This window comes from Glutamicibacter ardleyensis (assembly GCF_014644555.1).
Taxonomy (GTDB): Bacteria; Actinomycetota; Actinomycetes; order Actinomycetales; family Micrococcaceae; genus Glutamicibacter; species Glutamicibacter bergerei.
The window spans coordinates 202147-221082 of sequence record NZ_BMKX01000005.1; the positions used below are offsets into that span (position 1 = coordinate 202147).

General features: G+C 56.2%; 19 protein-coding genes. 10 read left to right on the top strand and 9 right to left on the bottom strand.

Annotation, left to right across the window (positions count from 1 at the left end):
• Nucleotides 1-9: 9 nt before the first annotated feature.
• Both IEX04_RS11410 and IEX04_RS11415 read right to left on the bottom strand, forming a co-directional pair.
• Nucleotides 10-1128: a class I SAM-dependent methyltransferase gene (locus tag IEX04_RS11410; RefSeq protein WP_188685827.1), complete on the bottom strand. Its 1119-nt coding sequence runs from the start codon at nucleotides 1126-1128 to the stop codon at nucleotides 10-12.
• Nucleotides 1125-1796 carry a YigZ family protein gene (locus IEX04_RS11415; RefSeq protein ID WP_096253797.1) on the bottom strand — a complete coding sequence of 224 codons (672 nt, stop codon included), beginning with the start codon at nucleotides 1794-1796 and terminating at the stop codon, nucleotides 1125-1127. Before IEX04_RS11415 ends, IEX04_RS11410 begins: the two co-directional genes overlap by 4 nt.
• A gap of 26 nt (nucleotides 1797-1822) precedes the next feature.
• Between IEX04_RS11415 and coaE the strand changes: the two genes are divergently transcribed.
• From coaE to IEX04_RS11435, 4 genes are all read left to right on the top strand, one after another.
• Nucleotides 1823-2413 carry a dephospho-CoA kinase gene (gene coaE, locus IEX04_RS11420; RefSeq protein WP_096253796.1) on the top strand — a complete coding sequence of 197 codons (591 nt, stop codon included), beginning with the start codon at nucleotides 1823-1825 and terminating at the stop codon, nucleotides 2411-2413.
• Complete coding sequence (locus tag IEX04_RS11425) at nucleotides 2413-2667, top strand: hypothetical protein (RefSeq protein ID WP_096253795.1); 255 nt, start codon at nucleotides 2413-2415, stop codon at nucleotides 2665-2667. Before coaE ends, IEX04_RS11425 begins: the two co-directional genes overlap by 1 nt.
• A gap of 62 nt (nucleotides 2668-2729) precedes the next feature.
• Complete coding sequence (uvrB, locus tag IEX04_RS11430) at nucleotides 2730-4814, top strand: excinuclease ABC subunit UvrB (protein WP_188685829.1); 2085 nt, start codon at nucleotides 2730-2732, stop codon at nucleotides 4812-4814.
• Between the two features lie 290 nt (nucleotides 4815-5104).
• Entirely contained in the window at nucleotides 5105-6163 is a 1059-nt protein-coding gene (locus IEX04_RS11435) for a TerC/Alx family metal homeostasis membrane protein (protein ID WP_188685833.1), read from the top strand.
• Nucleotides 6164-6299: 136 nt separating this feature from the next.
• Here the strand turns inward: IEX04_RS11435 and IEX04_RS11440 are convergent, their stop codons facing one another.
• The 3 genes from IEX04_RS11440 to IEX04_RS11450 all read right to left on the bottom strand — a co-directional run bounded on the left by IEX04_RS11440 (nucleotide 6300) and on the right by IEX04_RS11450 (nucleotide 8913).
• Nucleotides 6300-6971, bottom strand: coding sequence for a hypothetical protein (locus IEX04_RS11440; RefSeq protein ID WP_096254557.1), 672 nt, complete (start codon nucleotides 6969-6971; stop codon nucleotides 6300-6302).
• Nucleotides 6972-7153: 182 nt separating this feature from the next.
• Entirely contained in the window at nucleotides 7154-8440 is a 1287-nt protein-coding gene (locus IEX04_RS11445; RefSeq protein WP_188685834.1) for an alpha/beta fold hydrolase, read from the bottom strand.
• Complete coding sequence (locus tag IEX04_RS11450; protein ID WP_096254559.1) at nucleotides 8437-8913, bottom strand: GNAT family N-acetyltransferase; 477 nt, start codon at nucleotides 8911-8913, stop codon at nucleotides 8437-8439. Before IEX04_RS11450 ends, IEX04_RS11445 begins: the two co-directional genes overlap by 4 nt.
• 62 nt (nucleotides 8914-8975) lie before the next feature.
• Between IEX04_RS11450 and IEX04_RS11455 the strand changes: the two genes are divergently transcribed.
• Nucleotides 8976-9728, top strand: a complete 753-nt coding sequence (locus IEX04_RS11455; protein ID WP_096254560.1) for a metal-dependent hydrolase — start codon at nucleotides 8976-8978, stop codon at nucleotides 9726-9728.
• Here the strand turns inward: IEX04_RS11455 and IEX04_RS11460 are convergent.
• Nucleotides 9725-10330 carry a dihydrofolate reductase family protein gene (locus tag IEX04_RS11460; RefSeq protein WP_308422418.1) on the bottom strand — a complete coding sequence of 202 codons (606 nt, stop codon included), beginning with the start codon at nucleotides 10328-10330 and terminating at the stop codon, nucleotides 9725-9727. The genes IEX04_RS11455 and IEX04_RS11460 overlap by 4 nt on opposite strands.
• 326 nt (nucleotides 10331-10656) lie before the next feature.
• Here IEX04_RS11460 and IEX04_RS11465 point away from each other — a divergent pair, with 326 nt between their 5' ends.
• The 3 genes from IEX04_RS11465 to IEX04_RS11475 all read left to right on the top strand — a co-directional run bounded on the left by IEX04_RS11465 (nucleotide 10657) and on the right by IEX04_RS11475 (nucleotide 13197).
• Nucleotides 10657-10935: a putative quinol monooxygenase gene (locus IEX04_RS11465; RefSeq protein WP_096254561.1), complete on the top strand. Its 279-nt coding sequence runs from the start codon at nucleotides 10657-10659 to the stop codon at nucleotides 10933-10935.
• A 343-nt stretch (nucleotides 10936-11278) separates the two neighbouring features.
• A complete protein-coding gene (locus IEX04_RS11470) occupies nucleotides 11279-11815 on the top strand; it encodes a GNAT family N-acetyltransferase (RefSeq protein ID WP_188685836.1) in 537 nt (178 codons plus the stop codon).
• A gap of 173 nt (nucleotides 11816-11988) precedes the next feature.
• Entirely contained in the window at nucleotides 11989-13197 is a 1209-nt protein-coding gene (locus IEX04_RS11475) for an MFS transporter (protein ID WP_188685838.1), read from the top strand.
• 830 nt (nucleotides 13198-14027) lie between these two features.
• Here the strand turns inward: IEX04_RS11475 and IEX04_RS11480 are convergent.
• Both IEX04_RS11480 and IEX04_RS11485 read right to left on the bottom strand, forming a co-directional pair.
• Nucleotides 14028-14222 (bottom strand): hypothetical protein, encoded by a 195-nt coding sequence (locus IEX04_RS11480; protein WP_141392867.1) that lies wholly within the window; start codon nucleotides 14220-14222, stop codon nucleotides 14028-14030.
• 72 nt (nucleotides 14223-14294) lie between these two features.
• Nucleotides 14295-16823 (bottom strand): DEAD/DEAH box helicase, encoded by a 2529-nt coding sequence (locus IEX04_RS11485; RefSeq protein ID WP_096254565.1) that lies wholly within the window; start codon nucleotides 16821-16823, stop codon nucleotides 14295-14297.
• Between the two features lie 77 nt (nucleotides 16824-16900).
• On the opposite strand from IEX04_RS11485, the gene IEX04_RS11490 reads away from it, so the two are divergent.
• Complete coding sequence (locus tag IEX04_RS11490; protein WP_188685840.1) at nucleotides 16901-17692, top strand: methyltransferase domain-containing protein; 792 nt, start codon at nucleotides 16901-16903, stop codon at nucleotides 17690-17692.
• A 112-nt stretch (nucleotides 17693-17804) separates the two neighbouring features.
• Here IEX04_RS11490 and IEX04_RS11495 read toward each other — a convergent pair whose 3' ends face one another.
• A complete protein-coding gene (locus IEX04_RS11495; protein ID WP_096254567.1) occupies nucleotides 17805-18458 on the bottom strand; it encodes an MBL fold metallo-hydrolase in 654 nt (217 codons plus the stop codon).
• Nucleotides 18459-18540: 82 nt separating this feature from the next.
• Between IEX04_RS11495 and IEX04_RS11500 the strand changes: the two genes are divergently transcribed.
• On the top strand, nucleotides 18541-18918 hold the full coding sequence (locus IEX04_RS11500; protein WP_096254568.1) for a GntR family transcriptional regulator: 378 nt from the start codon (nucleotides 18541-18543) through the stop codon (nucleotides 18916-18918).
• Nucleotides 18919-18936 lie beyond the last annotated feature (18 nt).

Genomic DNA, 18936 nt, shown 5'->3' on the forward strand with positions numbered 1-18936 from the left:
TGGAAAAGACTAACGGCGGCGGATAGAACGGGTCACGGTGAAGGTTGCATTGCGCGCCAGCTGTGTGGTGGGGCCGATGCGACGGGTCAGCTCGCTGCGGTAGCGCAGGTGTGAGTTGAACACGCACAGTAGCTCGCCGCCGTCGGCAAGGACGCGGGCGGCCTCATCGAACAACTTTAACGCGATCCCCGCGTGCACGGTGTTGCCGATGTGAAACGGCGGGTTCAACGTGATTAATGTGGCGCTGGCCGGTGCATGGCGGCTCAGTCCGTCGTCTTGCACCGCGGTGATCCGCTCGGATAGTCCGTTGGCGTGCGCGGATAATCCGGAGGAGGTGACCGCGGAGGCCGAATGATCCGAGGCGTCGATGAGCAACCGTGGGTGGGTGAGCGCCGCATAAACACCGATGGAACCGTTGCCGCAGGCAAGATCGAGCAAGCTGGCGTGCCCGCTGAGATCTGGAAGGTTTTCCAACAACAGTCGGGTGCCCGGATCCAAGCGTTGTGCCCCGAAAGTGGCGGCCCCGGCACGCAGCGTGAATTCGGTCCCATTAACCGTGTGGGTGGCGCTGCGTGGGTAGTCGCGGGTGGACGCGTCCGGCTGCGGGGTACTGGCGGAAAGTACGCGCGCCTTCTGCCGGGCTAGGGATACATCGAGCGTGGAAAAATATTTGCTGAGCGTCTCATTCATCGCGCGGTTCATATGCTTGAGCATCCCGCCGGCATGCACGATGACCGTGGGGTCGCAGGCGGCGGCGATGGCCGCGGCCTGCTCGTCGAGCACGTCAAGACCGCGCGGCAGGCGTAGCAACACCAACGACGCATCTTGGGCCACGGAATCGAGAGGAAAAAATTCCACGAAGTTGACCGCGTGCGGGGCGAGGGCTTGCAGATTGGCGGTGATCGCGCGCCGGGAAGTCAGCGAATCGGTATGCACCCGCAGCGCGGTGGCACCGGCCGCTAGGGCACCCAGGGTCAACGCGCCGTAGTGATCGCCGATGATGGACACGGTGTGTGGCCAGTGCGTGACGGTATCGAGCATAAGCCGGTCCGCGGCGTCGTGGGCAAAGAGGTTTTGTCCCTCAACCTCGGGCCAGCGGCGCAGTGTGTTCAGCAGTTCGTGAGTCATGAATCCAGCCAGGTGGTGTGGCCGGCGCGGAGCAATCCGGCGCCGGAGGTGAGTGTGGCGATAAAAGTGTGTAGTTCTTCGGTGGCGGCCGGTTCATCGTTGATGCCGATGCTCAGTACCGCATGGGCGTCGCCCCAATGGGTGTCGCCGAGTTGATAGCCGGCGGAGCGCAGCTCATTTTCCCAGCGTGCGGCCCACCCATGATCGGCGGACAGCTCAAAGATGCGTAGTCGCTGTACGGTGCAAAGGCTCGCGTGGGCTAACGCCTGAGAGACCGAATCCGAGTACGCGCGCACCAGTCCGCCGGCGCCGAGCTTGATGCCGCCAAAGTAGCGTACGGTCACCGCGAGGATATCGGAAAGATCTGTCCCACTGCCGGTGTCGCGTTTTGCCAGCGCTTCAAGCATCGGCAGCCCGGCGGTTCCCGAGGGTTCGCCGTCGTCGTTGGAGCGCTGAGTCATTCGATCCGGACCAAGAATGAAGGCGCTGCAGTGGTGGCGGGCGTCAAAATGGGTTTTGCGTAAGGCCGCGATGTGGGCGCGGGCCTCGGCCTCGGTCTGCACCCGGTATAAGTAGGTGATGAAGCGCGAACGCTTAATTTCGATCTCATGCACCGCGTCGACACGAAGCGTCGTGTAGCTAGTCGCGGCCGAGTCGTTGGTGTTCATCGTACTTAGTTTATAGGGTGGTAGACATGATCCATGTGGGACTGACCGGCGGCGTGGCTTCCGGCAAATCGGCAGTAGCAGCACAATTAGCCAAACTGGGCGCGGTAGTGATCGACGCGGATAAGCTCGCCCGTGAGGTTGTGGCGCCCGGAACTGACGGGTTAGCCCAGATCCGGCAGGCCTTTGGCCAAGCAGTTTTTAGCCCTGACGGTTCGCTGGACCGGGCGGCCCTCGGTGCGCTGGTCTTCAGCGACGAGGCGCAACGACTGACGCTGAACGCGATCGTGCACCCATTGGTACGCGCCGAGGCTAACCGTCTGCGTGCGGCCGCCGCCAACGAAGCGGTGGTGGTCGAGGACATCCCATTGCTCGTCGAATCTGGGCAAGCGGATCGTTTTGATCAGGTTCTGGTGGTGCAGGCACCACCCGAAGCACGGATTCGCCGGATGGTTGAAGACCGGGGGTGGAGCGTGGCCGAGGCCAAATCCCGGATGGCCGCGCAGGCCAGTGACGCGGATCGCGCGGCGATCGCCGATCATTTGCTGATAAATGATGGCACACTTGAACAACTCCAAGCGCACGTGAGCGAACTATTTGAGAAGGAACTAAACCGCTGATGCAGAAAATTTCGAAGTGGACGATGCTCGCCAGTTTTGCCGTGGCACTAGTGCTCTGGTTGGGCTTTGGCGGCCGCGCCGAATTTGTTGCCTCGGCTGGTCCTTACTCACCGGTGGTTTATATCTCCGGATGGATTGCCCTGCTCGGATTGCTCGCTGCCACCGTGCTTACCGTGGGTTTCTTCGGCGCTCAGATCCGCCGGACCGCTACGCGCAACGCGATTCGCACCGGAATGCGCCTCGGCGGCAAGTAATTTCACGTTCAGCGTGCACACAGGCGTAGGCGAGTGTCGGTTGCGCTGGTTATGCTGGAATCATGAGTCTTGCCCAGCCGATTAAACGTGTAGTAGCTCCCTTCGAAGTCATCAGCGATTATGTTCCGGCGGGGGACCAGCCCACGGCGATTAAAGAGCTGACCGAACGGATCAACGGCGGCGAAAAAGATATCGTGTTGCTCGGTGCCACCGGTACCGGTAAGTCCGCGACCACCGCCTGGCTGATCGAACAGGTACAACGCCCCACCTTGGTGCTGGTGCAAAATAAGACGCTCGCCGCACAGCTAGCCAATGAATTCCGCGAGCTGATGCCAAATAACGCGATCGAATACTTCGTGTCTTATTACGACTACTACCAGCCCGAAGCGTATGTGGCACAGACCGATACCTTCATCGAGAAAGACTCCTCGGTCAACGAAGAGGTAGAACGGCTACGCCACTCGGCGACTAACGCGTTGCTTACCCGCAGAGACGTGATCGTGGTGGCAACGGTCTCCTGCATTTACGGCTTGGGTACGCCGGAAGAATATGTGGCCGGCATGGTGACGGTGCGCAAAGGCGAAGAATTAAACCGCGATGCGATGCTTCGCCAGTTCGTTAACATGCAGTACACGCGCAACGACATGGACTTCCATCGAGGAACCTTCCGGGTGCGTGGGGATACGGTGGAGATCATCCCGATGTATGAGGAGCAGGCGCTACGCATCGAGTTTTTCGGTGACGAAGTCGAAGCAATCTACACCCTGCACCCGGTGACCGGTGAAGTGATCCGCGAAGAAACCGAGATGTACATTTTCCCGGCTAGCCACTATGTTGCCGGTGCCGAGCGCATGCACAAGGCGATTAAAACTATCGAAGATGAGCTGGCGGCTCGGCTTAAAGAACTTGAATCGCAAAATAAGCTCGTCGAAGCCCAGCGGTTGCGCATGCGCACCACCTATGACCTGGAAATGATGGAGCAGATGGGCTTCTGCAATGGCATCGAAAACTATTCACGGCATATTGATGGACGTGAATCGGGCAGTGCACCACACTGTTTGCTAGATTATTTCCCCGATGATTTTTTGATGGTCATCGATGAGTCTCATGTCACCGTGCCGCAGATTGGTGCGATGTATGAAGGTGATATGTCGCGTAAGCGAACCTTGGTGGAGCACGGCTTCCGACTTCCTTCGGCTATGGATAACCGACCTTTGAAGTGGGACGAGTTCTTGGAACGCATCGGGCAGACCGTGTATCTTTCGGCGACCCCGGGCAAATATGAGCTGGGCAAGGCCGATGGTTTTGTGGAACAGATTATTCGCCCAACAGGCCTGATCGACCCTGAAATCATCGTGAAGCCAACCAAGGGTCAAATTGATGACCTGCTCGATGAGATCCGCATGCGCGTGGATCTCAATGAGCGCGTGTTGGTGACCACACTGACCAAACGGATGGCCGAGGACCTGACTGACTACCTCACCGAACATCAGGTTCGTGTGCAATACCTGCACTCAGACGTTGATACGATCCGCCGTGTGGAGTTGCTGCGTGAATTGCGCATGGGCTCCTACGACGTGTTGGTGGGAATTAACCTGCTGCGTGAGGGGCTGGATCTACCTGAGGTGTCCTTGGTCGCGATTCTGGATGCCGACAAGCAGGGGTTCTTGCGTTCGGCGACCTCGCTGATTCAGACCATCGGCCGTGCTGCGCGTAACGTGTCCGGCCAGGTGATCATGTATGCGGACAAGATCACCGATGCGATGGACAAGGCCATTGACGAGACCAATCGTCGACGCGAGATCCAGCGGGCACATAATACGAAGCACGGCATCGATCCGACTCCGTTGCGCAAGAAGATTGCCGATATCACCGATCAGCTGGCCCGTGAGGATGCAGACACTCAGGAGTTGCTGAACAACAACCGGCTGGCCAAGGACGCGAAGCGCACGAAGTCCTCGAAGATTCGTCAGGATGGTTTGGCGGCCGCCCCGGCGGAGGACCTGTTGGGTCAGATCGAAGAGATGACCGCTCAGATGCATGCCGCCGCGGCGGAACTGCAGTTCGAACTGGCGGCACGTATTCGCGACGAGGTGGGCGAGCTAAAGAAGGAATTGCGTCAAATGAAAGACGCTGGCCACGCGTAACACGATGTTAACCTTAGCTAGTTAAAGCGTGTTTGATAAGTGATTATACCGTTTTGTCAGGTTAACAGAGAGGAGCTGGAAGTGCGTGATGGCACGTATCACGCGTCATGGATAAGGCTTGTGCGCTAGACTTAACTCTCGTACGTAGGGGAGTATCCCAAATGCTGTGAACGTCAACACGCGAACCATCGAAGCTTCGCCGGGCGCAGCAGCCGAACAAGAACTAGTTCTTGACGGCGGAGAGACTTGCGAATCTTTGTCCTAACCTTACGACGAAAGGCTACTCTTCTATGGGTGCTTCAGGGTTAACACTCCAGTTTGAAATCATTGCCTTGGTGGCGCTCTGCGTTGTCTTGCTGCTTGATTTGCTCTATGTGGTCAAGCGACCGCACGAACCATCGATGAAGGAAGCCGGAATTTTTGTTGGCTTCTACATCGCACTGGCAATAATTTTCGGTGGCATTGTCTGGTGGCAGGCAGGCTCCCAGCTAGGCCAGGAGTTCTACGCCGGCTGGATTACCGAATACTCGTTGTCGATTGACAACCTCTTTGTCTTCATCATCATCATGACCCGCTTTGCCGTGCCGCGTAAGTACCAGCAAGAGGTGCTGATGTTCGGCATCATCATCGCTCTGGTGCTGCGCGCAATCTTCATCATCGCCGGCGCTGCGATGATCGAACACTTCTCCTGGGTCTTCTACATCTTCGGCGCGTTCCTGCTGTGGACCGCGTGGCACCAGCTGAAGGACGCTGACGATGAGGACGAAGAAAGCGATAGCGGTCTGGTCAAGAAGCTGACCAGCAAGATGCCATTCGCCAAGGAATACGACGGCAATAAGCTGCGTACCGTCGTGGACGGCAAGAAGCTGTTCACCCCTATGGTGATGGTCTTCATTACCATCGGCATGACCGACCTGCTGTTCGCAGTGGACTCGATTCCAGCGATCTTCGGTCTGACCAACTCGGCGTTTATCGTCTTCACCGCGAACATCTTCGCGCTGATGGGTCTGCGTCAGTTGTACTTCCTGCTCGGTGGGTTGATGAACCGTCTGGTCTTCCTGAAGCACGCACTGAGCTTCATCTTGGCGTTCATCGGCGTCAAGTTGGTGCTCCACGCACTGCACACCAACGAACTGCCATTCATCAATGGTGGTGAAGGCTTCGCTTGGGCTCCAGAAATTCCAACCAGCATCTCGCTGATTGTTATTCTGGCGACCATCGTGATCGCTACGGTCTTGTCGCTGTGGACCCCGCTGGGTCGTAACGCGGCAGCCAAGGTCGAGGCAGCAGAGGCCGAGAAGGCAGCTGCTAAGGCTTCAATCGAAGGTGAGCAGGAGTCGGGCAAGTAACGACAACAAGCTATAAAGAATACCCACCGTAGCTGCTTCTCCAAGCAGCTACGGTGGGTATTCTTTAGTGTTAAATGAATCTGGAGCGTGACTCACCGATGCGGCTGAGTCACGCTCCAGACTGCTGTAAGCGGTGTTAGTTCGTCGGGGTGAGGATGATGCGCAGTGGTGCGAGCAGTGCCTCTTCCTCGGCTGGGAGTCCGAAGGTCTCGGCCAGCATCACGATGAACGCTGAACCCATGGTCGGGTGCAACATGTGGTGGTTGGTGTAGACCAACGGGATTTCGTCTTCGTCCTCGTCGGGGTCCACCTCGTAGGCTTCGGTGTCGATTGGACGTGCCAGCACCAAGTGGTCGCCGTTTTCTACGAACAGTAGTTCATAGCGGTAACCATCTTCGTAGAGCAGAATGCTGTTTGGCTTATCTGAGGGACCGAAGTACTCAGGGTTTTCGGCAACGAATGGCAGTTCGGAAACTTCTTGCCAATTTACCGCCAGGTTCACGAAGTCGGTGAGCCGCTCGGCGAAGTCCTCGGCGGTGAGTGGGTACTCAGGGTCGAAGGTGTATACCGGTTCAAAATCGGCGTCCGAATCGTCTAACGCTGGGGTGGTGACAAAGAATGCCTCGCCATGGAGCACGAGTGCGAAGTCGATGTCAGAATCTACAAACTTGTAGACCAATCCATCTTCATCGGCGCGGTCTAAAGCAATGTTGTATGGCACGTGGGCGGCTGCGATGATGCCGTCCAACTCTTCGACCTTCGAGACCAGATCGGCTGGAACATCGACACCATTAATACTGTTTCCCATAGTGTTCCTTTCGACCTTTATGACGGGCAAGATGCCCTTATGCGAAACCTAGCACGGCGGTAGTGGCAACGTGTAACAAGCCACTCCGTGCGCTTGGTCTGACGCGAAACAAGAACCGAGAAGTTGCCCCTCGCTCTTGCTTGTGTGCCAGTCTAACCATGTGCTGGCACCTGCGATAGCCACTAGCCTGCGTTGGCGGCCGCCTCGGGATCTTCACCGTTGGTCATTGCTAGTAGGCGGCGGAAGATTGCAGGTCCTTCGTCGCCGATTCCATCGTGGTGGAATTCCTCGGTGACCCAGGCCTGCAGCCCGTTGACTTGGGAAGCGGTGCGCAAGGAAAGTTCGCGGTCCACATAAACATCGTCGTGATAAACCGCAGCCGCCACCGGAACCGTATTCTGCGAAAGGACATCCAGATCGTAGAGTGGCCCGAAATGTTCGTGCTCAGCTAAAATTCTTGCCACCTCTTCGAAGGGCCGGAGTACCGGATCGTCGGTGAAATGCCAGCGATAGATCATCTCTCCGGTCAAAAGTGGGGTGTCCGAATGTTCTGTGAAATCCGGGAATTCTTCCATGACGGACTCGGCGGCCCAATTGGTAGCCGCGCCTTGCGCATAAATGGTTTCATGCATCAGCGCGTAGAGCGGGTTCGTAGCGAAAGAGGCCTGAGCGTAGAGGGTTGCCAAGAAGGTGTCGGAAAGTCGTTCTCCACCTGGAGTCGATACGAAGGCTTCTTCAAAGACATGGTGCAACAGGTGTACTCGAGTATTGCCACCTAAGAACATTCCCAGCATCTGCACCAAAGGCACGGTGACTTTGCGACCGTCGGGCAACAACTCGTCGTCGTTGTGCCTCAGGTGCTCATAAATTTTGTGCAACGTATCAAAATCCTGCGGGTACCAGGAGAAGTACTCACGGTTACGTTCGGCCATGCGCTGATAGGTGGCGCGGTAGACAGTCTGCGCATCACCGTCCAATGAAGCCAGGCCCCCGGTGACTAAACACCGCTCCAACGAGTGAGGGAACATGGAGAGATACGTCAGCGTGCAGAAGCCACCATAGCTCTGACCCAAGGTGCTCCACTTGTTGATAGCTAAGTGTTCGCGCAGTGCCTCTGCATCACGAACGATTGAGTCCGCGCGGAAGTGTGACAAGTAGCGGGCCTGAGCTGCTGCGTCGCCGCGAAGCCCCAAAGACTGGCGGTTAGCAGGGGTGGAGAGGCCAGTGCCACGCTGATCTAGTAGCAGTACGCGGAAGTTTTTGGCAGCTTCGGCTAGCCAGCCCGACAAGGAGCCGGGGCGCGGTGATTTACCGCCGGGGCCGCCTTGCAAGAATAGCAACCAAGGCTTTGACTCATCGGTGCTAATTTCGCGGGCGAAGACGGTGATTTTTTCACCGTTTGGGTCATGATGATCTAGGGGAACTTCAATACGGTGTTCGGTGACATCCATGCCGCGGTAGTGAATCATCGAGCCATCTCCTGTAGTGCGTCGCCGTCCAGCCGGCGGGTGCTCCAGCCGTCCATGGTGGACGAACCGATCGAATCATAGAATCCAATGGCTGGAGCGTTCCAGTCAAGAACGGCCCATTCCATTCGGCGGTAGCCGCGATCTATGCAAATTTGTGCGAGTGTCTTCAACAGTGCGGTTCCGGTTCCTTCACCACGTTCACTGTCACGAACGTAGAGGTCTTCCAAATGAATACCGTGACGCCCTTCCCACGTGGAGTACGTCAGAAACCACATCGCGATACCGACCAGCTGGCCTGACTCATCCTCGGCGACGTGCGTGAATACCTTCGGGTCTGCGCCGAAAAGGTGCTTTTCCAGCTCGTCGACGGTGTTTTTGACCGCGTCTGGTTCCTTCTCGTAGACCGCTAGTTCGTGGATTAATTCCAGGATCTGGGGGCAGTCTGTAAGGCGCGCTTCTCTGATTGTGCTCATGTGTTTAAGCTTACCGCCGTCATGTAGCTATATCGTCGGTGACCAGTCCTAAGGTTGAATTCATGATGGGTGGACACCACGCCATGAGCGGCGCGGCCGCCTGGCTTGCAATAACAACTCCGGTAACGGTTGGTTCGATGAATCTTGGATTCGGCGTACTCCATATGGAGCGGTGGGAAACCTTGGCCGGCGCGATCGTTTGCGCCGGGGCAGCGTTGCTTCCCGACGCGGACCATCACAAGGCGACGATTGCGCGTTCCTTGCCACCGATTTCAAATATGGTGACTCGGATGATCGGTAAGGTTGCTGGCGGACACCGTAACGGTACCCACTCAATCTTGGGGATCTTGTTCTTTATATTTATTGCCTGGTTGGCTGATTCTTGGTCAACGGAAGTGGACCAACTGGGGGTGGTCTATCCCGGGGCGGCGCTCTTCGCGATCTTGCTGATTTCCTTCGCGGTAAAGAGCGTGAAGTTCATGCCTCCGCTTTTGTGTTGGGTGATTGCGTTGGCTGCTGGCGCGTTTGTTGGAATGAACGCACCGGATGAGAGAGCTTGGTTTCCGCTGGCGGTCACCGTTGGGGTGATCGTTCACATCGTGGGGGATATGCTCACCATTGGCGGTTGCAACCTGTTGTGGCCGATCAAGATTGGCGCGCCTCGCTGGTTCCGCAAGCTACCGGTGATCGGTGACTGCTGGAAAGCGAACGGACGCGTAGCACTTCCGATCCTTGCCGAAACCGGATCGAAAGCGGAATGGATCCTTGCCAGCCTCCTGACTTCCTATGTCGCAGTTGCGATAATTCTGACCTAGCTTGAGCGTTCGTATTCGGTGATGCTGACTCCCGATTCGAAGTTTCGGGTACGGGTGTGGCTAAACGGAAACGGCTGGTAACTTGCCTGCCCGAACAGCGCAATGCCCGAGCCAAAAACCAACGGGTTGCGTTTGAGGACGAGCCGATCAATTTCAGGTAGCAGCTCGCCTGCTAGCGCTCCGCCGCCACAAAGGTAGATGTCCAAGCCGGATTCCTGTTTCAACTCGCGGATCCTGGCCAGTGGATCATGAGTAAGTTCGACATTCTCCGGCACGGTGCGCGCATTTCTGGATGCGACGATCTGATGCAAATGCGCGTAGGGGTTATCTATTCCGCCACTGATTTCTGGGTTGTAGGTATTCCACCCCATGATGACGGTGTCAAAGATCGTGTGGGGAGCAGCGAGCCCCAAAGCTTGCTGCACGTGGGAAGGAACGGCATCGGTGTATTCTCCGAGCACCACGTGCATATGGTCACCTTCGACAGGGAAAGCTGAAGGATCGCCATTAGGCGCGGCGATGTATCCATCGAGGCTCACCGCTACATAGTAAACGAGCTTGCGTGGCATTTTTGGCTCCGCCCAATAGTGGATAAAATCCACGACAAATCCTAGAGCAGGATTCTTAAGGTGTACAGAGAACGACAAAAAGGACATCGATTTCAACTTTGACTTCATACCGTCCCGTTAAAGTTTCCACCTACGGCCGAAACCAGTAACGGTTGCGCTGGGCTGTGGAAACACCCTTAGAAACGGCTCAGTCTCAAGAGGAATTACGCCAACGTTCAGTAGCAGTTTGGCTTGACGGAGCCGCCACGCATCGAGGATCTATCGCGACCAAGATTAGAAATCTATATGCTGCCCGGGGCAGCGACTTTCGGTACTGTTCATCAGTCGATGTGCTGATAGTCCATGGCAGGATTAATCTTGTGAACAACATCTTTCTGACGGGACAGCTGATTTGCCACGACGTCGATGAAATTGCAATTGTTGTGGAATTTTTGCCTAAGCATATTGAGCTGACACGTGCTGAGCTTGGATGCGTCTTCTTCGAGGTGAACCAAACTGACGACCCGATGGTATGGGATGTCGCGGAGTGTTTTCGCGACGCAGCATCCTTTGAGCTGCATCAAAGCCGAGTGCAATCCAGTGATTGGGGACGAGCCACGACAGGAATGAAACGACAATACTCAGTGTCAGGATTTTAGAAGCAGTGTCCTCGCTGCCTGGCCCTTGTTGGAGGCTTCAGAATCTTCAGTGACCGAAATGGCTACTGGTTTGAGGCGTGCACGGCCGGTGAATTTGTCGCTCACAACGGCGCAGCTTAAAACCTGGTCGGTTGGCTTCGCCCGGTCCTCGTTGGCCCCGGAGTGCGAACAGCTAGCCATGCGTTGCCGAACTATGGAGAATCGAAGCGGCTCCTCTTGGCCTCATCAGAGTGTTCAGGAGCAGGAGTGCCTGCACAATTACTCGGATGGATCAATGACACGGCTGGGTCTTAGGAATGTCGCCGACCTGCTTTGCGTGACTGCCAACAGTTACGCTTTTAGAATGGTTCCTTTGATTCAGCCTGCCTTGGATGCTTCGGAATATCGGCTGCGTCCATTTACATTGCAAGATGCTGGATTGGTTCGGCAAGCTTCGCTCGACCCACTGATTCCGCTCATCACTACTGTTCCCGCCAACGCTGCAGATGAAGAAATAGTCGATTACATCGGACGGCAACATCAGCGACTTGTTACTCATTCCGGATACTCTTTCGCCATCGCGGATGCAAAAACCGATCAAGCCGTGGGCCAAATCGGCCTGTGGCTGAAAAACATCGATCAGGGTCGGGGCAGCGTTGGCTACTGGGTTGGTGCGGCTCACCGGAATAAAGGGATAGTCTCTAGTGCCCTAGATGCCTTATCAACGTGGGCAATTGCCCGGCGGGACATTCACCGTCTCGAACTCTATGTGGAACCATGGAATGAAGGCTCTTGGCGAGCGGCGGAGCGGTGTGGATACACGCGTGAAGGGCTGCTGCGTAGCTGGCAGGAAGTCGGCGGGCTGCGTAAAGACATGTACATGTACTCACGCCTCAAATAAAGAGCATTCAAGCGGTGCCACTTGAAAAAGCTTGAGTTCGTGCCATGGCCTTGCTGTCTAAAAAGTTTCCCTCCGTTTCCACTGGCTGCTCAGAAGATCCTGTGAGCCATTACGCAGGACCCTCAACAGAGGACAGTCTTCAGCGATTGATCTTGGCTGTAAAGTGAGGTGCTATGCCGCTGGGACGAGAGTATCGGAAGCTTTGGGCTGGAAACGCCGCTTCAAATTCCGGGGATGGCATAAACTTCGTTGCCATTCCACTTCTGGCTACCGCACTTACCTCTGATCCCGTGCTGATTGCAGGCCTATCGATGGCCTATACGGCGGCAAAGCTCATGGTGGTTCTGCCCATCGGCGCGTTTGTGGATCGGCTAGACCGCAAAACCATTCTGTGGATCGCCAATCTCAGTCGAAGCATTCTCTTGATCGCACTGGCGGTAGTAGTAGTTAGCGGGGCAGGGTCAATCGCCGCACTCTACGTAGTCTTTAGCCTAATAGGCATCCTAGAGACAGCAGCAGACAACTCGGCACTATCGATATTGCCGTCAGTTGTTGGTAGCAAAGACTTGGATAAGGCCAACAGTCAGATTACGGCGACTCAACTTATCGCTGATGAATTCATTGGACCACCCACTGGGGGCCTATTATTTGCTGCCGCAGTATCGTTACCCATTGCAATCACGGGTAGCGCCTACGCTGCGGCGGCGCTATTTTTCTTGGGAATGACCGGCACCTTCCGAGCTAAGCCCCGAACGAAACAGCCTCCTTCGTTGCGCCGCGAAGTGTTCGAAGGTGGTGCATGGCTCGTTCGACACAAGTTATTACGTTCCTTGGCTATCGTCAGCGGGTTAGTCAGCATCGCATATATGATGCCGTTTTCTATCCTTGTCCTCTTCGCCGAGGACGTCTTGGGGCTTGGCTCCGCGGGCTATGGTCTTTTACTTTCTGTATCGGCGCTCGGCGGACTTCTTGGATCAGCCATTGCCTCAAGGCTGCGACGTAAATTCGGATACGCGGCCATGACGACAGGAAGCTTATGCCTTGGATCAGTTAGCCTGTTTGCCATCTATCTGACCGATATTCCATGGTTGGTGGCAGCGCTACTGGCCGTTTACATTTTGCATGCCGTGCTTTTTGGTATCTGTGTCAGTTCGTTGCGCCAACGGTTGGTCCCGGATGAACTACGTGGAAGGGTCAACGCCGTCACCAAATTGTTTGGACTTGCTGGTCTTACTATCGGCGCTGGTCTCGGAGGGATATTGGCAACGGTGGGCAGTCTGGCAACTCCGTTCCTCGCTGGAGCGCTTGTCTTTATCGTTTGTGCACTGGTTGTATGGCCGAGTCTGCGGAATTGGGAAAATAGAAGTTCTTCGCTCGAATGACATTCGTTCGACACGAAGGTTACTTGTAGCAGAGGAGGTTCTTAAATTTTCGGGGTCCCGATATTGACGAGATAATGGCTGAGGGAGACTCCCATGTTCTTTGGATCGAGATGAGGGCCACTCTGCGCGGGGACTGACCACACAGGTGAAGCTGCGCCTCGTTGCAGTTCGAGTGCGGAAAGAATTCATTAGGCAGTCGCGCTCCGCATACGCATTGTCCCGGCGGTCTCCCTGGGGCAGCACGGCGATATTGATAGCCACAAATGAAGAAACTTCCATGTGCCGCAGTAGCATCCGGGAGCCGCTGGTATCTACGTGTCATGTCTGAGAACGGTACCGGCCCTGTACCTTCGTCTAGAACACTACTGTTGTCTTACTCGTCCCCAAAAAACCGAGTTAAGAGTATGGCATGAAGCAACAACGGACGTATCACGTCGATTCGTGGCGCCACCAGAGTAAGAAGTAGCTTCAGAGTCGGAAAAGCACCCGTCTGCCGCAGTCGAGTCCGGGAAGTCAGCGCCTTTACGGATCTCAGATGAGAACTGTGCCGGACGTATTTCTTCATGCCATAAGTATCTTCGAACATCTGATGCCGCGAAAATTTTTCTCGCGTGGGGACATCAAACGAGACAAGAGCACTGTTGGAAGGTAGCCGGCAAAGTCTGGGCAGATAGGAATACCGAGCACGAGAAGTAGCTCCTATATGCCGCAGCAGTCACCGGGATCTTACGTCCTTGACTAAGAAAGGTATCGGTCGCGTTGCTTCTTCATCCACGACTGTCCAAAACCGTGAAACGCCAAGCCCACGGGAGGGAGGCATAAATCCGGGTTTAAGGTTGGTTGCCGTCCACCTTCGGAGCCCAGCTCACATAGAGTAATCCGGTGCCAACGAGCACCAGTCCCACCTGGAGAAGCGTGGGGATGAAGCCTTCAACGGTGAAGAGCACTGCGTAGTTGCTGATCAGGGCGAGCCATGCGATAAACATGACGAGGCTGCCGAGCATGCGCAGTCGAATGCGATCCATGGCCACGACCATACCGTCGCGGAGGCACGAAAGTACTCCATATTAAGCGAATATTTCGTGAACTGTGAACGTCTAATCCATGCGTCCTACGCCGGTCACCGTGACCACCGGATATCCGGCCTCATCCGAGGCGTCTAGGGAGATGGTTGCGTTGATTCCCCAGTCGTGGTTTTCTTCCGGATCGGCAAAAATCTGACGTACCTCCCAGATACGATTTGGCTTCTCATTGATCACGAAGAGGTTCGAGCCGCGGCCGTTAGGGCCATCGTCGATATCTTCGTGTTCTTCGAAGTAGCTATCCAGCGCCTCGGCCCAGGCATCTGAATCAAAACCGTTGTGCCCATCAAGTTCGCCCAGCGCCTGATCCTGCTCGTCGGCGAAGAGCTTGACGCGGCGGAACATTTCGTTGCGAACCATCACCTTGAAGGCACGCACATTGGTGGTGAGCTTATCCGGTGCTGGGGGAGTGATCTCGGTTTCTTCGTGCAGCTCACCGCGCGAGAGTTCCTCCCACTCATCCAGGAGTGAGGAGTCGATTTGGCGGATCAATTCGCCGAGCCACTCGATGAGGTCTTCCAGATCTTCGCGCAGCGAATCCTGCGGCACCGTTTGGCGCAAGGCCTTGTAGGCGTCGGTGAGGTAGCGCAGTAGTACGCCCTCTGAGCGAGCCAGCTGGTAATACTGAACGAAGTCTGAGAAGCCCATGGCCCGCTCGTACATGTCTCGCACCACGGACTTCGGCTGAAGCTCGAAGTCTGCAAGCCACGGGGCACCGGACCGGTACTGTTCGAAGGCCGCTTCAAGCTTTTCGGCCAGTGGCTGAGGGTAGGTGACTTCTTCCAAAGCTGCCATACGCGCGTCGTAGTCCAGCCCGTCCGCCTTCATCGCGGCAACGGCTTCACCGCGGGCCTTCTTCTCTTGGCCAGAAAGCACCTGACGCGGCTTCTCCAAGGTTGCCTCGATGACCGAAACCACGTCTAGTGCATAGCTTGGAGAGTCGGGGGAGAAGAGCTCCAGCGCTGCCAGAGCGAAAGGCGAGAGCGGCTGGTTCAGTGCAAAGTTCTGCTGAAGGTGCACCGTCAGCTCGTAGTAGTTGCCGTAGACATCGGGTTCATTGCGGCGAACCACCACACCGGTGGCGATCAGCTCGCGCAGAATGCCTAGGGCGCGTAACTTCAGCTTCCGCTGAGACGCCGGTGTTTCATGATTCTCGGTGAGGATGCGCTTGGCTGCTTCGAAGGCGTTATCTTCGCGTTCCAGCAGGTTCAGTAGCATCGAGTGGGAGACCTGGAAGGAAGACTTCAGCGTTTCCGGATCCGCATGCACGATTTTGTCGTAGGTTTTCTCGCCCCAGGTGACGAAGTTCTGTGGTGGCTTTTTCTTGGGGATCTGCTTGAGTTTGGAGGAGCCTTCGCCGTGCTTCTTCAGCGCCTTTTCCATGGCTTTGTGATTTTCAATGGCATGCTCGGGAGCCTGCACCATTACGGTGCCCGCGGTATCGAAACCTGCGCGTCCGGCGCGTCCGGCAATCTGATGGAATTCACGGGCGTTGAGGGTGCGGGTACGTGTGCCGTCAAATTTGGACAGCGCGGTCATGAGCACGGTGCGGATTGGCACATTGATACCGACACCCAGGGTGTCGGTGCCGCAGATGACCTTGAGCAGCCCGGCCTGAGCGAGCTGCTCAACCAACCGGCGGTACTTAGGCAGCATGCCTGCGTGGTGCACTCCGATGCCATGGCGGACCAGACGGTTCAGCGTCTTACCGAACCCGGCTGCGAATCGGAAGCCTGCTACCAGCTCAGCGATGCGGTCTTTTTCCTCGCGGGTGCATACATTGATGCTCATCAGCCCGGTGGCACGATCGATCGCGTCCAACTGCGAGAAATGCACAATGTAGATGGGGACCTGCTGTGTTTTGATCAGTTCCTCGACGGTTTCCTGTACCGGGTCCAACGAGTAGTAGAAATGCAGGGGGATGGGACGCTCGGAGTGGGCAACGGTGACCGTAGTCTTCCCGGTACGCTCTTCGAGCTCCTTTTCGAAGCGCGAGACATCGCCCAAGGTGGCGCTCATCAGCAAGAACTGCGACTGCGGCAGTTCAATCAATGGTAGCTGCCAAGCCCAACCACGCTGTGGGTCAGCGTAGAAGTGGAACTCATCCATGATGACCACGCCGACATCGGCCCGTGAGCCTTCACGCAAGGCGATGTTAGCCAAGATCTCAGCGGTACAGCAGATGATCGGAGCGTCGGCGTTCACCGAGGAATCACCGGTGACCATGCCAACGTTTTCGGCACCGAAGATCTTACATAGGTCGAAGAACTTCTCCGAGACCAGTGCCTTGATCGGTGCGGTGTAGAAGCTGATTTCATCGCGGGCCATTGCGTAGAAGTGCGCGGCAATGGCGACTAAGGACTTACCTGAGCCGGTGGGCGTCGCCAAAATGACGTTGCTTCCGGCGGCCAAGGCCATGGATGCCTCGTCCTGGGCTGGGTACAAGTCAATGCCACGGGTGGTTACCCAGCGGCCAAATGATTCGTAAATCTCGTCGTCGGAAACGTTCTTGGCATCTGCAGGCAGGTAATCGGTGAGCAACATGATGTTCTAAGCCTATCTCGTTGAGAAGTGTGACCGGGCGCTAGTGCGGTAAGTAGTGTGGGGCTAGGCTGACAAACATGAAGTGGGGTCCGAGCAAATACACCGAATTCGCCAATTACCGAGGACGTCCCTACGAAGACCTACTAGGTCAGTTAGGCGAAATCACACCCCAAAGGGTCGTAGACTTGGGCTGTGGGCCAGGCAATAAGACGAGCCTATTGGCGCAGCGTTGGCCCGCCGCACAGGTAACCGGGCTGGATTCCTCCCCGGAGATGATCACCCAGGCTCAAGACACGGCACGTCTAACCAATCTGGACTTTGAGCTGGTTGATGTCCGCCAGTGGCACCCCAACGACGAAGTTGATCTGCTCTTTTCAAACGCAATGCTGCAGTGGTTGCCTGAACACCGCGACTTATTAAAGACGTGGCTCAAGGATTTGAAGACCGGAGCCCACGTGGCTATACAGGTGCCGGGCAACTTCGGCTCTGCATCACACGTGGTGATGCGGCAGCTAGCGGACTCGCATAAATGGGCGGACAAGCTTTCCGGAATACTTCGCCACGACGACGCTGTCAGTGAGCCAGAGGTCTATCAGCGCCTGTTGCTGGATGCAGGCTTCCAGGCCAACGTCTGGGAGACGACCTATCATCAGGTGCTGCTGGGCGAAGACCCAATTCTTGACTGGGTACGTGGCACCGCACTGCTTCCGGTCAAAGCGGCACTCACCGAAGGTGACTACGTGGACTTCGAAGCTGACTATTCACGCGAAGTCGCTGGGCATTACCCGTCGGTTAGCGCACCAGACGGGGCGAAACTCACAAATTTCCCTTTTCGGAGAATCTTCATGATCGGGCGCAAACTGGGCTGAAGAGTGCCGGGTAAGAATATTGCCTGAGATAAGTGCCGGGGCCCGCGGATGAGAACATCCATGGGTCCCGGACTCTAGGTAGAAGTAGCGCTAAATTGGCGCTCACCGGTGGTTACCAGCCGCGCTGGCGCCACTCGTTCAGGTGCGGGCGCTCGGTGCCCACTGTCGTGGATTCACCGTGGCCGGGTAGTACACGCGTCTCATCCGAGAATTTCTCGAATATACGTTCGGATACGTCGTTGATCAGCGACTCGAAACGTTCCTGGTCTTTCTCGGTATTACCTACGCCACCAGGAAAAAGGCTGTCGCCGCTGAAAATGACCTGTTCGCCCGAAGAATCACGTAGGGCGTAGGCAATCGATCCCGGGGTATGGCCGCGAAGGTGAATCGCTTCCAACACCACTTCGCCTACCGTAACGCGGTCGCCGTGGTTCAAACCATGGGTAATCGACACCTCCGCCTCTCTGTTGATACCGGCAACGTCGTCGACTCCCGCATAGGTGGGTACCTTGTAGGTTTCGACGGCAGCGGATAACGCCCGCACATGATCCCAGTGCTGGTGTGTCGTGGCGATGCCTATGACCTGTGGCGGAGGGCCATCCGAAGCGGCGCTGGCAACAAGTCCTTGAATCGCCGGCAGGTCATCTGCAGCATCGATGATCAACTGTTTTCCGCTGGTACGCTCGGTGACCAGATAAACGTTATTATTCATTTCCGAAACGCTCACCGAACGAATCGTGACGTCAGTTAAGAGAAGTTCGCTCATAGGCTTTAGCCTACGCGGGGCAGCCGCCCGAACACGATAGGCTCAGTTAATCACCTCAAGCATTGCACCGAATGGAGCGCCCATGGCTAATCTGGATTTCATCCGCATCGACCCGACGTCGGCAGTGGCCCCATACCAGCAGGTACGCGAACAAATCTTAGCCAGCATCGCCCACGGTGACTTGGCGCCAGGAACAAAACTACCTTCGGTTCGGGCGCTCGCCGGCGAACTTGATCTTGCGGTCAATACCGTGGCAAAAGTCTACAAGGAGCTTGAAGCGCAAGGCGCCGTAGTGACCCGCGGCCGTCATGGCACGATCGTGCAAGCAACGGAAGACCGTGGCGAACAAGAGGTCAGCGATGCCGCCGCCGATCTGGCACGAGTATCCCAGACCTGGTCGGTAAATGAAGAGACCGCGGTAAAGTACCTGCGTGCTGCTTTTAGTTCGCTACCGCGCTAATCAGCTTCCTTCCGGTCA

Excerpts from the sequence above, each read along its gene's own strand:
- IEX04_RS11475 (WP_188685838.1), top strand. The coding sequence starts at position 11,989 with ATGCCGCTGGGACGAGAGTATCGGAAGCTTTGGGCTGGAAACGCCGCT.
- IEX04_RS11455 (WP_096254560.1), top strand. The coding sequence starts at position 8,976 with ATGATGGGTGGACACCACGCCATGAGCGGCGCGGCCGCCTGGCTTGCA.
- IEX04_RS11425 (WP_096253795.1), top strand. The coding sequence starts at position 2,413 with ATGCAGAAAATTTCGAAGTGGACGATGCTCGCCAGTTTTGCCGTGGCA.
- IEX04_RS11485 (WP_096254565.1), bottom strand. The coding sequence starts at position 16,823 with ATGTTGCTCACCGATTACCTGCCTGCAGATGCCAAGAACGTTTCCGAC.
- IEX04_RS11415 (WP_096253797.1), bottom strand. The coding sequence starts at position 1,796 with ATGAACACCAACGACTCGGCCGCGACTAGCTACACGACGCTTCGTGTC.
- IEX04_RS11435 (WP_188685833.1), top strand. The coding sequence starts at position 5,105 with ATGGGTGCTTCAGGGTTAACACTCCAGTTTGAAATCATTGCCTTGGTG.
- IEX04_RS11440 (WP_096254557.1), bottom strand. The coding sequence starts at position 6,971 with ATGGGAAACAGTATTAATGGTGTCGATGTTCCAGCCGATCTGGTCTCG.
- IEX04_RS11495 (WP_096254567.1), bottom strand. The coding sequence starts at position 18,458 with ATGAGCGAACTTCTCTTAACTGACGTCACGATTCGTTCGGTGAGCGTT.
- IEX04_RS11445 (WP_188685834.1), bottom strand. The coding sequence starts at position 8,440 with ATGATTCACTACCGCGGCATGGATGTCACCGAACACCGTATTGAAGTT.
- IEX04_RS11470 (WP_188685836.1), top strand. The coding sequence starts at position 11,279 with ATGGTTCCTTTGATTCAGCCTGCCTTGGATGCTTCGGAATATCGGCTG.
- coaE (WP_096253796.1), top strand. The coding sequence starts at position 1,823 with ATGATCCATGTGGGACTGACCGGCGGCGTGGCTTCCGGCAAATCGGCA.
- IEX04_RS11500 (WP_096254568.1), top strand. The coding sequence starts at position 18,541 with ATGGCTAATCTGGATTTCATCCGCATCGACCCGACGTCGGCAGTGGCC.
- IEX04_RS11480 (WP_141392867.1), bottom strand. The coding sequence starts at position 14,222 with ATGGATCGCATTCGACTGCGCATGCTCGGCAGCCTCGTCATGTTTATC.
- uvrB (WP_188685829.1), top strand. The coding sequence starts at position 2,730 with ATGAGTCTTGCCCAGCCGATTAAACGTGTAGTAGCTCCCTTCGAAGTC.
- IEX04_RS11410 (WP_188685827.1), bottom strand. The coding sequence starts at position 1,128 with ATGACTCACGAACTGCTGAACACACTGCGCCGCTGGCCCGAGGTTGAG.
- IEX04_RS11490 (WP_188685840.1), top strand. The coding sequence starts at position 16,901 with ATGAAGTGGGGTCCGAGCAAATACACCGAATTCGCCAATTACCGAGGA.
- IEX04_RS11450 (WP_096254559.1), bottom strand. The coding sequence starts at position 8,913 with ATGAGCACAATCAGAGAAGCGCGCCTTACAGACTGCCCCCAGATCCTG.